Raw genomic sequence first — 14189 nt, forward strand, 5'->3', positions numbered from 1 at the left:
GCCGCCGGTCGGCGCGACCGCCCTCAGCCGAGCGTGAGCTCCGGCCAGTCGGCGAGGTCGGCGCGCATCCGGCGGTCGTGCGTCGCCACGACGACGGCCGCCGACGTGAGCCGCAGCGCGTCGGTGACCTCGTCGACCAGACCGACGGACAGGTGGTTCGTGGGCTCGTCGAGGATCAGCAGGTGCGGTGCGGCGAGCAGCGCGCACGCGAGGTCGAAACGGCGGCGCTGACCCACGGACAGCTCGCGCAGCGGCCGTTCGAGGTCGGCCTCGCTCAGCAGCCCGAGCGCCGCCACCGGCACGAGCTGCTCGGGGTCGATCCGACCGGCCTCGAGCAGGTCGAGCGCGTGCCGCGCGTACGCGTCGAACGCGCTCGGCGACGACCCGTCGGCGGCCGCGGGAGCCGCGTGCTCGGTCGGTCCCTCCTGCGCGAGCACGCCGAGCCGGGCTCCGGGCGCGAGCACGCGCGCGCCGCGGTCGAGCGCGACCGTCCCGGCCAGCGCCGCGAGCAGCGTCGACTTGCCCGACCCGTTCGGACCGGTGACGAGCAGCCGGCCGCACGGCGGGACCTCGATGCGTCGCCCGGGCAGGTCGAGCCGGGGACGTCCGCCTGGGCCGCCGTCGACGCGGGGCGCGCGCAGCTCGAGCAGCGGGCCGCCGCCCCCGCGGTCGCCCGCGACGGGCTTGGGCACCGACGGCAGGTCGGGGAACGCGAGCGCCGGTGGCGGCACGGGCACCTCGACCGCGTCGGCCTCGAGGCGCTGGATCAGGCGGTCCGCTGCCTTCACGTGGACGCGGGCGCGCGTGCCGCGACGGTGCTTCTGCGAGCCCTTGGGCGGGCGCCACTCGTCGGACAGCCCCTCGTAGGCGGTGTCGAGCCGCACGGCGAGCTGCAACGCACGCTTGCGCTCCGCGCGGTACCGGGCGCGCCAGCGGCGCAGCATCTGGTCCTTCGCGAACCGGTAGTCCGCGTAGCGCGTCGCGCCGTACAGCGCGGGGCGGCCGTCCATCGACGGGTCGAGGTCGAGGATCGCGGTCATGACGTCGTCGAGCAGCCGACGGTCGTGCGTGACGATGACGACCGCACCGGGCCAGTCCCGCAGCTGGGCCGTGAGGTAGTCGACGCCCGCGGCGTCGAGGTGGTTGGTCGGCTCGTCGAGCAGCAGCACGTCCGCGCGCTCGCCGATCCGGCACGCGAGCCGGACCCGGTAGCGCTCGCCCACGCTGAGCCGGTCGAGCGGCCGCTCCCGGTCGCGCGGTGCGCCGAACCGCGTGAGCGCTTCGTCGACGCGCCGGTCGGCGTCCCACGCGGCGAGGTGCTCGTACCGGGCCATCGCGGCCGTGAGGCGGGCCAGGTCGCCGGACTCGTGGTCGAAGCCCTCGATGGCGGCCTCGAGCTCGTCCGACGCGACCCGCACCGCGCGCAGCGCCCGGTCGACGAGGGTGCCTACGGTCGTCCCGGCGGGCTCGTCGAGCTCCTGCTCGACGACGGCGAGCGTGCCCGCGCGACGGACGGCACCGGACAGCGGCGCGAAGTCGCCCGCGAGCAGCCGCAGCAGCGTCGTCTTGCCCGCGCCGTTCTCCCCGACGAGCCCGACGCGGTCGCCCGCGGACACCACGAGGTCGACGGCGTCGAGGACGACCTGCTCCCCGTAGCCGAACGTCACCGCGTCGGCGGCGACGTGCACGTGGTCGACCACCGCGTGCGCGTCCCGCCGGGCGGGCAGCGTCATCCGCCCAGCACCCGCACGAGCGTCGGCGCGAGCGCGCGGAACGCCTGACCGCGATGGCTGATGGCGTTCTTCTCGGCCGGGTCGAGCTCGGCGCACGTGCGCTCCTCGCCGAGCGGGACGAGCACCGGGTCGTAGCCGAACCCGTGCGCGCCGCGGGGCGCGTCCGCGAGCGTGCCGACGAGCGCGCCCGTCTCGACGTGCTCGAACCCGTCGGGCGTGACGAGCGCGGCGGCGCACACGAACCGCGCACCCCGGTGCTCGGGCTTCACGTCGCGCAGCTGCGCGAGCAGCAGGTCGAGGTTCGCGGCGTCGTCGCCGTGCCGACCGGCCCAGCGCGCGGAGAAGATGCCGGGCGCGCCGCCGAGCACGTCGACCGCGAGACCGGAGTCGTCGGCGACCGCGGGCAGGCCGGTGAACGCGGCGAGCGCGCGCGCCTTGAGCAGCGCGTTCTCCGCGAACGTGACGCCGTCCTCGACGGGCTCGGGCGCGCCCACGTCGCCCGCACCCACGACCGCGGCGGGGTCGAGGCCCGGCAACGACGGGGACAGGATCGCGCGGAGCTCGCCGATCTTGTGCGCGTTGTGCGTCGCGAGGACCAGCCGCGCGCCGACGGGCACCGTCACGCGCCCACCTCGTCCGCCACGGCCACGGAGTCGACCCCGTCCACGCCCGCGACGAGACGCGTCGCGGAGCCGTCGCCGGGCGCGGACGCGAGAGCCAGGCGCTGCAGCGTGGTGAGCTGCGCGCCGCCCGCGACGGCGAGGTCGAGCAGGGCGTCGAGCTCGCGACGGTCGAACGGGGCGTGCTCGGCCGTGCCCTGCACCTCGACGAACGCCCCCGAGCCGGTGACGACGACGTTCATGTCCGTCTCGGCGCGGACGTCCTCGACGTAGGGCAGGTCGAGCACCGGGACACCCTCGACGATGCCGACGGAGACGGCGGCGACCGAGTCGCGCAGCACCGTGCGGCCGGGCTTGACGATGCGCTGCTGCGTCGCCCACGCGACCGCGTCGGCCAGCGCGACGTACGCGCCCGTGATGGCCGCGGTGCGGGTCCCGCCGTCGGCCTGCAGGACGTCGCAGTCGAGGACGATCGTGTTCTCGCCGAGCGCGGACACGTCGACGACGGCGCGCAGCGAGCGGCCGATGAGGCGCGAGATCTCCTGCGTACGGCCGCCGACGCGGCCCTTGACCGACTCGCGGTCCGACCGCGTCGTGGTGGCGCGCGGCAGCATCGCGTACTCGGCGGTCACCCAGCCCTCGCCCGAGCCCTTGCGCCAGCGCGGCACACCCTCCGTGAACGACGCCACGCACAGCACCTTGGTCCCGCCGAACTCGACGAGGACGCTGCCCTCCCCCGCGTCGAGGAAGCGGCGGGTGAGCGTGACGGGGCGCAGCTCGTCGGGGCGTCGGCCGTCGGCGCGGAGCGCGGGGGTGGTGGCGGTCATGCGGACGAGCCTAACCGCGCAGGCCCACGCCCCCCGCGACGCGGGCGGTCACCGCCTTGTCGCCCAGCGCGGCGTCGAGCACGGCCTGCTCGGGCGAGGCCCCGGCGGCGAGGCGACCGCCGATGGCGTCGCGGACGCGCAGCGCGCGGTTCCAGCCCATGACGTCGGCGAGCGCGACGGGCGTGTCGTCGTCGCCCGCGGGCGTGACGGCGACGGTCCACGGACGACGCAGCAGCAGCCGCCCGAGGAACGCGAGCGTGAGGACGACGACCACGACGAGCAGGTCGAGCACGACGAGCAGCAGGGGCACGAGGAAGAGCCAGACGAGCAGCACACCGAAGACGAACGCGACCGCCCCGACGATCCACACGACGACGCCGCCGAGGTCGTCGAGCCCGCCTGCGAGCTCGCCGACGCCCTCGAAGGCGACGTCGGCACCCTCACGGCTGCGGCGGTGCCGGCGGCGCGCGCGGCGGAACACGCGCGCCCAGCGTGGCGCCCACTGGACGGCCACGTCGAAGGACGGCCCGACGGGCGTGCGGACGGTACGGGTGCGCATGAGCGCACAGCGTGCCAGGTGCGGGCGCGCCCCGCGGGAGGTTCCCGGCGGGGGTCGCGTCAGAGCATGTGCACGTCGCCCGGGCGGGCGAGCGCGACGGGACCGTCGTAGGCCGCGCGTGCCTCCGCGACCGCGACCTGCGGGTCGTTCCACGCGGGGATGTGCGTGAGGACCAGCTGCCGTGCACCGGCCCGCGACGCGGCCTCGCCCGCGCGCCGGCCGGTGAGGTGCACGCCGCGCACGGCGTCGTCGCGCCCCTCGACGAACGCCGCCTCGGCGAGCAGCAGGTCGACACCGTCCGCGAGCGTGTCGAGACCGGCGCACGCGTCGGTGTCGCCGGTGTACGCGAGGGTGACGCGCCGCGACGGGTCGGCCTCGGACGGCCCCTCGGCGCGGACCCCGAAGGCCGGCACGGGGTGCTCGACGGGCACGGGCGTCAGCGTCAGCGGGCCGACGACGACGGGCGCCGCGGGGTCCCACGCGTGGAACGTGAACTGCCCGCCGACGTCGGTCGCCGGGTCGCCGCCCGCGATCTGCGTGAGCCGCTGCGCGGTCCCCTCGGGCCCGTGCACGTCGACCGGCGGCAGCGCGCCGTCGGGGTGGTACCGCCGCAGCACGTTGAGCACGACCATGTCCGCGACGTGGTCCGCGTGCAGGTGGGACAGGCCGATCGCGTCGATCCGGGTCGGGTCGCCGTACCGCTGCAGCGGCCCGAGCGCGCCGTTGCCGAGGTCCAGCAGCACGGTCCACGTGCGCCCGTCGGCGTCGTCGGCCTGCACCAGGTAGCCGGACGCGGCCGCGTCGGGGCCGGGGAAGGAACCCGCACAGCCCACGACGACGAGCCTCATCGCAGGGCCATCCGCGACTCGACCGACCCGACCTCAGGTCCGAGGAAGCGGCGCGCGAGCGTGTGGAACGAGTCGGGGTCGCCCGTCGCGAGGAAGCGGTGCGTCGGCGGGCCGGCCGCGGGGTCGCGCTCGAGGTCGTGCGCGACGAGCGTGCGGTACACGTCCTTCGCGGTCTCCTCGGCGCTCGACACCAGCGTGACCTCGTCGCCCATGACGTACGAGATCGCGCCCGTCAGCAGCGGGTAGTGCGTGCAGCCGAGGACGAGCGTGTCGACGCCGGCCTCCTTGACCGGCGCGAGGTACTCGCGGGCCACCGCCAGCACCTCGGGCCCCGACGTGATGCCGGCCTCGACGAGCTCGACGAACCGGGGGCACGCCTGCGTGGTGAGCGTCACGCCGGGCGCGACGGCGAACGCGTCGTCGTACGCCCGGGACTCGACGGTCGCGCGCGTGCCGATGACGCCGATCCGGCCGGTCCGCGTCGCGGCGACCGCCCGCCGGGCGGCCGGGAGGATGACCTCGACGACGGGGATCCCGCGGCGCAGCGTGTACCGCTCGCGCGCGTCCCGGAGCATCGCGGCCGACGCGGTGTTGCACGCGATGACCAGCAGCTTCACGCCCGCGTCGACCAGGTCGTCCATGACCTCGAGCGCGTGTGCGCGCACCGCGGCGAGCGGCTTGGGCCCGTACGGGGTGTTGAGCGTGTCGCCGATGTAGAGCGTGGACTCGTGCGGCAGCTGGTCGAGGATGGACCGCGCCACCGTGAGACCGCCGACGCCGGAGTCGAAGATGCCGAGGGGGGCGTCGTTCACGGGCGAGAGCCTAACCCTCGTGCGCGGAGCGGCCGGACGCCCCGCCGCGCCGCGCGTGCTCGAGCATGAGCCCGACGAGCGACTCCTGCAGCCAGCTCAGCGCGCCGTACAGCGACACGAGGTAGCGCCGGACGTCGACGTCCTGCCCCTCGGCCTCGTCGGACAGCACGTCGTACAGCTGCTCGGCGTCGTGGTCCGTCCGCACGTCGAGCCGCTCGGCGAGCACGAGCCGCAGGTCCGTGAGGGCCGCCGCGACCTCGGGGGCGTCCTGCGGGGCGACCGTGAGGAGGTCCTGCCGCCGGCCGTCTCCGGGCGTCGTCAGCAGCGTCCACATCACCCCGAGGCGTGCGACCTTGCGTGCCCGCAGGTCGTCCTCGGTCAGGCGGCGGAACTCGGCCGCGACGTCCGGGTCGTCCTGCGACGCATCGGGCAGCAGCCGGCGCACCGCCGGGTCCTGCGGCGGCGGGATCCGCTCGGTGCGCAGGAGCGGGCCCTCGGGCGCGGCGGCCGGTCCGGCCTCGTCGAACCGGGGTGCTCCCAGCAGCTGCGCGACGTCCGCGACGAGCGCCGCGACGACCTCGCGCTCCGAGGCGTCGAGCCGCGCGACGAACGCGCCGTGCTTCTCCGTGAACGCGCGCATCAGACCCCGCTGCGCTGGAGCGTCGCCCACAGGCCGAACCCGTGCATCGCCTGCACGTCGACCTCCATGCCCTCGAGCGACCCGCTCGACACGACCGCCCTCCCCTCCTCGTGCACCTGGCGCATGAGCTTCTCGGCCTTCTCGTGGGGGTGGCCGAAGTACGTCTCGAACACGTAGGTCACGTAGGACATGAGGTTGACGGGGTCGTTCCACACGATGGTGACCCACGGGTCGGCGACGGCCGCCTGCTCGGCGGCCTCGACGCGTTCGTCGGGCGCGGTCTGGACGGGCACCCGACCACTGTAGGTGCCCGTGCGCGCCGGGCGCGCCGCCCGGTCCCGGGCGTCCTACGTTGGCGGCATGACGCACCCGCAGCCCGCCGCCGTCCCCGTGACGTCGCTGCTCACCGACCGTTACGAGCTCACGATGCTGCAGGCCGCGCTCGCCGACGGCACCGCGCACCGCCGCTGCGTGTTCGAGGTGTTCACGCGCCGGCTGCCGCCCGGCCGCCGGTACGGGGTCGTCGCCGGCACGGGCCGGCTGCTCGAGGCGCTGCCCGCGTTCAGGTTCACGTCGCGCGAGCTCGACTGGCTCTCCGACGAGGGCGTCGTCGACGACGCGACGCTCGCCTTCCTCGCGGACTACCGGTTCACGGGGTCGGTCCGCGGGTACGCGGAGGGTGAGGTGTTCTTCCCGCAGTCGCCGCTGCTGGTCGTCGAGGGGACGTTCGCCGAGGCCGTGCTGCTCGAGACGCTCGCGCTGTCGATCCTCAACTACGACTCGGCGGTCGCGTCGGCGGCCTCTCGCATGACGAGCGCTGCGGTGGACCGGCCGGTGCTGGAGATGGGCGCGCGGCGCGCGCACGAGGAGGCCGCGGTGTCGGCGGCCCGGGCCGCGGTCGTGGCGGGGTTCGCGGCCACGTCGAACCTCGAGGCGGGGCGCCGCTACGGCCTCGACACGATCGGCACGGCCGCGCACGCGTTCACGCTGCTGCACGACGACGAGGAGGCCGCCTTCGCGGCGCAGGTCGCGGCCCAGGGACCCGGCACGACGCTCCTGGTCGACACGTACGACGTGAAGCGCGGCGTCGAGCTCGCGCTCGCCGCGGCCGGCACCGGTCTGGGTGCGGTGCGGCTCGACTCGGGCGACCTGGGCGTGCTCGCGCAGGAGGTGCGCGCCCAGCTCGACGCCGCGGGAGCCCACGACACGCGGATCGTGGTGACGTCGGACCTCGACGAGTACGCGATCGCCGCGCTGGCCGCGGCACCGGTGGACGTCTACGGCGTCGGGACGTCGGTCGTGACCGGCTCGGGGGCGCCGACGTGCGGCATGGTCTACAAGCTCGTGGCCCGCGAGGGGCGGGACGGTGCGCTCGCCCCGGTCGAGAAGAGGTCGTCGGCGAAGACGAGCGTCGGGGGCCGCAAGACGGCGGCGCGGCGGCGAGGGCCGGACGGGCGGGCCGTCGAGGAGGTGCTGGTGACGGGACCGGACCAGGCGGTCGCGTCGTGGGAGCCCGAGGGCGGCGAGCTGCGTGCGCTGCACGTGCCGCTCGTGACCGGCGGGGAGGTGGACCTGTCGTGGACGGGTCCGCAGGGGGTGCGCCGGGCACGGGATCGGCACCGCGCCTCGCGGGACGAGCTGCCGCGCGGAGCGCGACGGCTGTCGGCCGACGAGGCCGCGGTGCCGACCGTGACGCTGCGGCTGGCCGGACGGGACTGAGGGACCGTCCAGCCAGACCGCTGCGCGAGGACCAGGCCGCGGACGCGGGGCGGGAGCACAGGGGGGCTAGGCCCCCGCCACCCGCGCCGCGGCCCGGTCAGATCCGGGCGCGGCCGCGGCCGCGGCCGACCAGGCCGAGGATCAGGCTGACGACCAGGACGGCGATACCGATCCACAGGAGGAACTCACCGACCCCGGCGAAGCCGAGGATGAGGAGAACCGCTCCGACGAGGACGAGGATGAGCCAGCTGGGCATGGTGCGACCCCTTTCTACGTGGTCACCGTGAGCGTCCGGGGGAACCCGGCGCCGTGAAGCACGAGGACGAGGCTGCCGAACGGGTGACGGCTCCGCACGCCGAGAGGACGAGTTGCGCGCACACCGGTCGCTGCTATGTGGTCGCGCGTCCAGGGCTCTGACCTGCACAGATGAGGGATTTGTCACCGTCTCGCATGGTGAGACGGGGGTTGTCTGGTCACGCTACCGAGGCGTAACGGACGTCACTTCTTGCCGACGAACCAGCCGCGCAGCATCGCGACACGAGCCGTGAGCTGCGCCGGGTCCGCGAGCGCGACCTCCGGCCCGCCGCACCGCCGACGGAGCTCGGCGTGCACCGCGCCGTGCGGCTGCCCGCTGCGCCGCGACCAGGCCCCGACCAGCTGCGCGAGCTCCTTGCGCAGCTCCGCCTGCTTGCGGTGGTCCATCTCGGGCGCGGGCTCCGACGCCGCCGGGCGACGCTTGCCCTTGAGCTGGTCCGCCTGCCGCTGCCGCAGCAGCGCCGACACCTGGTCGGCGTCCAGCAGCCCGGGCAGGCCGAGGAAGTCGAGCTCCTCGTCCGAGCCGACCGCCGCCTCGGTGCCGAACTCGCCACCGTCGAACAGCACGCGGTCGAAGGACGCCTGCGCCTCGAGCGCCTCGAACGTGCCCTGCTTGCCGTCCGGCCCGACCGCGTCGGGACCGTTCTGCTCGGCGTTCGCGGCCGCGAGCAGCGCGTCCTCGGGGTTGAAGTCGACACCCTGCTCCTCGGCCGTCTGCGGCCGGTCCAGGGCGTGGTCGCGCTCGAGCTCGAGGCTGCTCGCGAGACCCAGCAGCTGCGGGACCGACGGCAGGAACACCGACGCCGTCTCGCCGCGCTTGCGGGCGCGCACGAACCGCCCGACGGCCTGCGCGAAGAACAGCGGCGTCGCGGTGCTCGTCGCGTAGACGCCGACCGCCAGGCGCGGCACGTCGACACCCTCCGAGACCATGCGGACCGCCACGAGCCAGCGCGAGTCGCTCGCGGAGAACTCGTCGATCCGGTCGCTCGCGCCGTCGTCGTCGGACAGCACGACCGTGGGCGACTCCCCTGTCAGCCGGGCCAGGTGGCCCGCGTAGGCGCGCGCGTCGGTCTGGTCGGTCGCGATGATCATCGCGCCCGCGTCCGGCACCGCCCGACGCACCTCGGTGAGCCGCCGGTCGGCGGCCGCGAGGACGCTCGGGATCCACTCGCCGTTCGGGTCGAGCGCGGTCCGCCACGCCTGCGCGGTCATGTCCTTGGTCAACGGCTCGCCGAGGCGGGCGCTCACCTCGTCGCCCGCGCGCGTCCGCCAGCGCATCGAGCCGCTGTAGGACAGGAAGATCACGGGCCGCACGACGTGGTCGCGCAGCGCGTCGCCGTAGCCGTACGTGTAGTCCGCGACGCTCCGGCGGATCCCCTCGTGGTCGCGCGCGTACTGCACGAACGGGATCGCCGCGGTGTCGGACCGGAACGGCGTGCCCGTGAGCGCGAGGCGCCTGGTCGCGTCCTCGAACGCCTCCCGGACCGCGTCGCCCCACGAGAGCGCGTCGCCGCCGTGGTGCACCTCGTCGAGGATCACGAGGGTGCGCTCGGCCGTCGTGCGCGCCGCGTGCAGCGCGGGCTTCGACGCGACCTGCGCGTACGTGACGGCGACGCCGTCGAACCCGTGTCCGTGCCGACCCTGCGCGTTCGAGAAGTTCGGGTCGAGCCGGATCCCGACGCGTGCCGCGGCGTCCGCCCACTGCTTCTTCAGGTGCTCGGTCGGCGCCACGACCGTGACGCGCCGCACGACGCGGGCCTCGAGCAGCTCGGTCGCGATGCGGAGCGCGAAGGTCGTCTTGCCCGCCCCGGGCGTCGCGACGGCGAGGAAGTCACGCGGCGAGCGCTCCCGGTACAGGTCCAGGGCCTCGGCCTGCCACGCACGCAGCTTGCCCGCGGTCCCCCACGGCGCACGCCCGGGGAACGCCGGCGGCAGGTGGGAGGCCGCCGACGTGGACGCGTGGGACGTGGTGGAGGACGGGCGTGCGGCCGCGCTCACTTGCCGCCGCGGCCGAAGCCCCAGCGACGACCCCCGCCCGAGCCCTCGGAGCCGCCGTCGCCGGACGCACCCTCACCGTCCTGCGGGTCGCGCAGCCCCTCGTAGATCTCCTTGCAGACGGGGCAGACCGGGAACTTGTTCGGGTCCCGGCCCGGGACCCAGACCTTGCCGCAGAGCGCGATCACGGGCTTGCCGCTCATCGCGGACTCCATGATCTTCTCCTTGCGCACGTAGTGCGCGAAGCGCTCGTGGTCGCCCGGCTCGACCTGCTCGTGGGTCTCCTGGCGCTCGAGCACGCTCGTCGACGTGCCCTGGCCCGGGTCGTTCGGGTCGGCGGGGCCGGTCGGCGGGAGGGGCTCAGTCATGCGCAGGAGTCTACGTCGCGCCCCCGACGCCGCCGGGATCGACACCGCCCCTAGAGACCCTGCCAGCCGGGCTTCGCGGCGTACGTCTCGCGGTAGTAGTCCGCGAGCTGCAGGCGCGACGCGGCGGCGTCGTCGACGAGCACCGTGACGTGCGGGTGGTGCTGCAGGACGGTCGCCGGCCACATCGCGCTGACCGGACCCTCGGCGAGCTGGTGCACCGCCTCGGCCTTGCCCCGCCCGGTCGCCAGGAGCACCAGGTGCCGGGCCGCCATGATCGTCGCGAGCCCCTGCGTGAGGCAGTGCGTCGGGACCTGGTCGACGTCGCCGCCGAAGAACCGCGCGTTGTCCTCGCGCGTCTGGCGCGTGAGCGTCTTGATGCGGGTCCGCGACGCGAGCGACGAGCCCGGCTCGTTGAACGCGACGTGCCCGTCGGTGCCGATGCCGAGGATCTGCAGGTCGACCCCGCCCGCGTCCGCGATCGCCTGCTCGTACGCCGCGCAGGCCGCAGGCACGTCCTCCGCGAGACCGTCCGGCCCCTGCACCGCGCCCTCGGCGAAGTCGACGCGCGACGCGATCTCCTTCTCGATGACGTTGCGGTACCGCTCCGGGTGGTCGGCCGGCAGGCCGACGTACTCGTCGAGCATGAACGCCCGCGCGTGCGCGAACGACAGCCCCTCGTCGGCGTACCTGCGTGCGAGCTCGTCGTAGACGGCCAGCGGGCTGGAGCCGGTCGCGAGCCCGAGCACCGCCGTCGGACGTGCGCGCAGCAGCCGCTCGACCGCGTCGGCCGCGATGACCGCGAGCTGCGCCGCGGGGGCGATGACGACCTCCATCAGCTGTCCTCCTGTCGGGCCGCGGCAGCGCCACGGCGAGTCATGCGCCGTGCTCCCCGCGTCCGACGAGCGCCGCGCCGACGGCACCGACGGGCACCCCCTCCGGCGCGAGCGTCACCCGGTCCGCGAGCCGCATCGACGCGAGGAACGGCGACGTGCCGGCCGCGGCGTCGAGCACGTCCCGCACGGCGTCGAGCAGCGGCGCACCCACGGCGCTCACCCCGCCGCCGATGACGACGTGCCGCACGTCGCACGTGAGCACGAGCACCCGGACCGCGGCGGCGACCGCCGCGGCGAACTGGTCGCGCAGCGCGACGGCCACCGGGTCGCCGGCGGCGGCCGCGGCGAACACCTCGGCCGGAGCCGGCGCGCCCGAGCGGCTGGGCCACGCGGCGTCGAGCGCGGAGCCCGACGCGTACTGCTCGAGGCAGCCGACCTGGCCGCACTTGCACGGCAGGCCGTCGGGCACGAACGTCAGGTGCCCGATCTCCCCCGCCGCACCCTGCGAGCCGCGCCGCAGCCGGCCGTCGAGCAGCAGCCCGGCCGCCATGCCGGTGCCGAGCGCGAGGAACGCGAGGTCGTGCTGCGCACCGTCGGCGTGCGGCTCGACGAACCGCGCCGCGCCCACGACGGCGGCGTTGAGATCGTTCTCCAGCCGCACGGGGACGGCCCCCAGGCGGTCGGCGACCAGCGCCGCCAGCGCCACGCGCTCGTCGATGCCGAGGTTGACCGCGTGCTCGACGGTGCCCGCGGCCACGTCGACGACCCCCGGCAGGCCCAGCCCGACGCCGACGAGGTCGTCGACTGCCACGCCCGCGAGCCCCGCGAGCTCCTCGACCGCCGCGACCGCACCCGCGACCACGCCGTCGAGGCCGCGCACGGTCCCCGCCTTCACCTGGTGCCGGACGACGCCCGACGGGTCGAGCACCACTCCCAGGACCTTGCTGCCCCCGATGTCCAGCCCGACGGACCAGCCGCCGGACCTCACCCGCACGTCCACGTCAGCCCTTCACCGCGCCCGCCACCAGGCCGGACGTCATCTTCCCCTGCACGAACAGGAAGAACACGATCACGGGGACGGCGATGATCGCCGCACCGGCCATGACCACACCCCAGTCGGTCGCCCGGTTCGCCTCGACGAGACCCTGGAGCCACAGCGGCAGGGTGCGCTGCGCAGGGTCGGTCATGACGACGAGGGCCAGGGTGTACTCGTTCCACGCCTGCAGGAACCCGTAGACGCCGGAGGCGACCAGGCCGGGGGCCAGGAGCGGGAACGTGATGCGGAAGAACGCGGCGGTGCGGGACAGCCCGTCGACCATCGCGGCCTCCTCGAGCTCGATCGGCACGCCCGCGACGAAGCCGCGCAGCATCCAGATCGTGAACGGCAGGATCGCCGCCGTGTAGACGAGCGCGAGGCCGCCGACGCGGTTCACCAGGTTCCAGCCGTCGAGCAGCTGGTACTGCGAGATGAACAGGCCCTCGGCAGGGATCATCTGCACGACGAGGATCGTGAGGATGAACGACTTGCGGCCCTTGAACCGGAACCGGCTCACGGCGAGCGCCGCGAGGAACGCGAACAGCAGCGCCGCGACCAGCACGATCACGACGACGGACAGGGACACGCGCATCGACGCCCAGAACGAGTCGTCGTTCACGACCCGGCGGAAGTTCGACCACGTGCCGCCGAGCGGAAGGAACGTCGGGTCCGGCGCCTGCAGCTTGTTGAGCGGCAGGAACGCGCTGTTGATCATCCAGTAGACGGGGAACACCCAGACGAGCGCGACGAGCACCGCGACGAGGCCGAGCAGGCGCCGCGCGAGCGGGCTCTGCGTCCGGCCGGAGTCCGACGACGCGCGTCGCCGGGGCGCCGTGCGGGCGACCGCGTCGGTCGCGGCGGGGTCGGGCACACCGTGCGGTGCCGGGGCGGGGGGCGTGGCGAGCGCGCTCACAGCTCGTCCTCCTTGAGCATCTGCCGGATGTAGAACCCGGTCAGGGCGAGCGTGATGACGAGCATGATCGTGGCCAGCGCACCGGCCTTCGAGAACTCGTCCGAGTACGAGTAGATGAGGGTGCCGAGCAGGTTGGTGTCCCGCGTGGGCGCACCGGCGCGCTGCAGGACGTAGATCTGCGTGAACACCTTGAGGTCCCAGATCACCTGCAGCAGCAGGACGATCGACAGGACGGGCCGCATGATCGGGATCGCGATGCTCCAGAACCGCTGCCGTGCGGAGGCGCCGTCGAGCTGCGCGGCCTCCATCGTCTCCTCCGGGACCTGCAGCAGGCCCGCGTAGACGGAGAACACGACGAACGGCACCGACATCCACACGACGATCACGGTCGCGACGACGTAGAACGACGCGGGCTGGACGATCCACGAGTGGCCGGCCATCGAGTCGATCCCGAAGACGTGCACGAGCACCCAGTTGATGACGCCGTACTGCGTGTCGAACAACCACTGCCACACCGTCATGGACGCGAGGACGGGCGTGCCCCAGGCGAGGAGCAGCGAGACCTGCAGCGCGGTGCGCGCCGCCCGGCCGACGCGGGACATGAGCACCGCGAGCGCCATGCCGATCACCATCGTGACGGCGGCGTTGACGAGGCAGAACGCGATGGACCGGGCGATGACCGTCCACACGTAGGGGTCGGACAGCAGGTCGGTGTAGTTCTGCAGGCCGACCCACTCCGCGGGCTGGCCGAACTGCTGGCGCAGCCCGTACTCCTGGAAGGAGATGACGAACTGCCGGACGAGGGGGTAGCCGAGGGCGACGGCGATGACGGCGGCGGCGGGGACCAGGAGTCCGTAGACGCCGAGCTGGGGGCGGCGACGGCGGACCGGTGTGGTCGGGGCGTCGGGCGCGTCCGTCGCGAGGGCGGTGGCTGCCATGCGGGAGTGCTCCTTCGCAGGGTGCGGCCGGGC

The 14189-nt window shown here is 74.7% G+C and carries 16 protein-coding genes; 1 reads left to right on the plus strand and 15 read right to left on the minus strand.

Features of this window, described 5'->3' with window-relative positions; genetic code table 11:
• Positions 1–23 precede the first annotated feature (23 nt).
• Genes KOV94_RS09945 through clpS form a run of 8 tightly spaced genes read right to left on the minus strand, consistent with a single transcriptional unit; the run spans position 24 to position 6332 of the window.
• Entirely contained in the window at positions 24–1733 is a 1710-nt protein-coding gene (locus tag KOV94_RS09945; RefSeq protein ID WP_218051937.1) for an ABC-F family ATP-binding cassette domain-containing protein, read from the minus strand.
• The gene (gene rdgB, locus KOV94_RS09950; RefSeq protein ID WP_124344643.1) at positions 1730–2356 is read right to left on the minus strand and encodes an RdgB/HAM1 family non-canonical purine NTP pyrophosphatase; all 627 of its coding nucleotides are present in this window, start codon (positions 2354–2356) and stop codon (positions 1730–1732) included. The genes KOV94_RS09945 and rdgB overlap by 4 nt, the downstream gene beginning before the upstream one ends.
• Positions 2353–3180 (minus strand): ribonuclease PH, encoded by an 828-nt coding sequence (gene rph / locus KOV94_RS09955; protein WP_218051938.1) that lies wholly within the window; start codon positions 3178–3180, stop codon positions 2353–2355. Before rph ends, rdgB begins: the two co-directional genes overlap by 4 nt.
• A 10-nt stretch (positions 3181–3190) precedes the next feature.
• On the minus strand, positions 3191–3739 hold the full coding sequence (locus tag KOV94_RS09960) for a hypothetical protein (protein ID WP_218051939.1): 549 nt from the start codon (positions 3737–3739) through the stop codon (positions 3191–3193).
• 59 nt (positions 3740–3798) lie between these two features.
• Entirely contained in the window at positions 3799–4587 is a 789-nt protein-coding gene (locus KOV94_RS09965) for an MBL fold metallo-hydrolase (RefSeq protein WP_218051940.1), read from the minus strand.
• Positions 4584–5399 carry a glutamate racemase gene (gene murI, locus KOV94_RS09970; RefSeq protein ID WP_124344639.1) on the minus strand — a complete coding sequence of 272 codons (816 nt, stop codon included), beginning with the start codon at positions 5397–5399 and terminating at the stop codon, positions 4584–4586. Before murI ends, KOV94_RS09965 begins: the two co-directional genes overlap by 4 nt.
• A 10-nt stretch (positions 5400–5409) precedes the next feature.
• Positions 5410–6039, minus strand: a complete 630-nt coding sequence (locus KOV94_RS09975; protein ID WP_124344638.1) for a DUF2017 domain-containing protein — start codon at positions 6037–6039, stop codon at positions 5410–5412.
• Positions 6039–6332, minus strand: coding sequence for an ATP-dependent Clp protease adapter ClpS (gene clpS / locus KOV94_RS09980; RefSeq protein WP_124344637.1), 294 nt, complete (start codon positions 6330–6332; stop codon positions 6039–6041). Before clpS ends, KOV94_RS09975 begins: the two co-directional genes overlap by 1 nt.
• A gap of 67 nt (positions 6333–6399) precedes the next feature.
• Between clpS and KOV94_RS09985 the strand changes: the two genes are divergently transcribed.
• On the plus strand, positions 6400–7758 hold the full coding sequence (locus KOV94_RS09985) for a nicotinate phosphoribosyltransferase (protein ID WP_124344636.1): 1359 nt from the start codon (positions 6400–6402) through the stop codon (positions 7756–7758).
• A gap of 97 nt (positions 7759–7855) precedes the next feature.
• Here the strand turns inward: KOV94_RS09985 and KOV94_RS09990 are convergent, their stop codons facing one another.
• The 7 genes from KOV94_RS09990 to KOV94_RS10020 form a co-directional block, all read right to left on the minus strand.
• Positions 7856–8014 (minus strand): hypothetical protein, encoded by a 159-nt coding sequence (locus KOV94_RS09990; protein ID WP_168679405.1) that lies wholly within the window; start codon positions 8012–8014, stop codon positions 7856–7858.
• A 242-nt stretch (positions 8015–8256) separates the two neighbouring features.
• A complete protein-coding gene (locus KOV94_RS09995; protein WP_168679404.1) occupies positions 8257–10071 on the minus strand; it encodes a DEAD/DEAH box helicase in 1815 nt (604 codons plus the stop codon).
• Positions 10068–10436 (minus strand): DUF3039 domain-containing protein, encoded by a 369-nt coding sequence (locus KOV94_RS10000; protein ID WP_124344285.1) that lies wholly within the window; start codon positions 10434–10436, stop codon positions 10068–10070. Before KOV94_RS10000 ends, KOV94_RS09995 begins: the two co-directional genes overlap by 4 nt.
• A 50-nt stretch (positions 10437–10486) precedes the next feature.
• Positions 10487–11269, minus strand: coding sequence for a glucosamine-6-phosphate deaminase (nagB, locus tag KOV94_RS10005; protein WP_124344286.1), 783 nt, complete (start codon positions 11267–11269; stop codon positions 10487–10489).
• A 40-nt stretch (positions 11270–11309) separates the two neighbouring features.
• Positions 11310–12269, minus strand: coding sequence for an ROK family protein (locus tag KOV94_RS10010; RefSeq protein ID WP_218051941.1), 960 nt, complete (start codon positions 12267–12269; stop codon positions 11310–11312).
• Position 12270: 1 nt separating this feature from the next.
• Positions 12271–13218 carry a carbohydrate ABC transporter permease gene (locus KOV94_RS10015; RefSeq protein WP_124343839.1) on the minus strand — a complete coding sequence of 316 codons (948 nt, stop codon included), beginning with the start codon at positions 13216–13218 and terminating at the stop codon, positions 12271–12273.
• On the minus strand, positions 13215–14156 hold the full coding sequence (locus tag KOV94_RS10020; RefSeq protein ID WP_218051942.1) for a carbohydrate ABC transporter permease: 942 nt from the start codon (positions 14154–14156) through the stop codon (positions 13215–13217). Before KOV94_RS10020 ends, KOV94_RS10015 begins: the two co-directional genes overlap by 4 nt.
• Between the last annotated feature and the right edge of the window lie 33 nt (positions 14157–14189).

The sequence above is a fragment of the Cellulomonas algicola genome (genome assembly GCF_019024305.1).
Taxonomy (GTDB): Bacteria; Actinomycetota; Actinomycetes; order Actinomycetales; family Cellulomonadaceae; genus Cellulomonas; species Cellulomonas algicola.

Bases quoted from the DNA above. Each gene is read 5' to 3' on its own strand.
- KOV94_RS09960 (WP_218051939.1), bottom strand. From the start codon at position 3,739: ATGCGCACCCGTACCGTCCGCACGCCCGTCGGGCCGTCCTTCGACGTG.
- KOV94_RS09945 (WP_218051937.1), bottom strand. From the start codon at position 1,733: ATGACGCTGCCCGCCCGGCGGGACGCGCACGCGGTGGTCGACCACGTG.
- KOV94_RS09990 (WP_168679405.1), bottom strand. From the start codon at position 8,014: ATGCCCAGCTGGCTCATCCTCGTCCTCGTCGGAGCGGTTCTCCTCATC.
- rph (WP_218051938.1), bottom strand. From the start codon at position 3,180: ATGACCGCCACCACCCCCGCGCTCCGCGCCGACGGCCGACGCCCCGAC.
- KOV94_RS09985 (WP_124344636.1), top strand. From the start codon at position 6,400: ATGACGCACCCGCAGCCCGCCGCCGTCCCCGTGACGTCGCTGCTCACC.
- KOV94_RS09965 (WP_218051940.1), bottom strand. From the start codon at position 4,587: ATGAGGCTCGTCGTCGTGGGCTGTGCGGGTTCCTTCCCCGGCCCCGAC.
- KOV94_RS10000 (WP_124344285.1), bottom strand. From the start codon at position 10,436: ATGACTGAGCCCCTCCCGCCGACCGGCCCCGCCGACCCGAACGACCCG.
- KOV94_RS09975 (WP_124344638.1), bottom strand. From the start codon at position 6,039: ATGCGCGCGTTCACGGAGAAGCACGGCGCGTTCGTCGCGCGGCTCGAC.
- KOV94_RS10020 (WP_218051942.1), bottom strand. From the start codon at position 14,156: ATGGCAGCCACCGCCCTCGCGACGGACGCGCCCGACGCCCCGACCACA.
- nagB (WP_124344286.1), bottom strand. From the start codon at position 11,269: ATGGAGGTCGTCATCGCCCCCGCGGCGCAGCTCGCGGTCATCGCGGCC.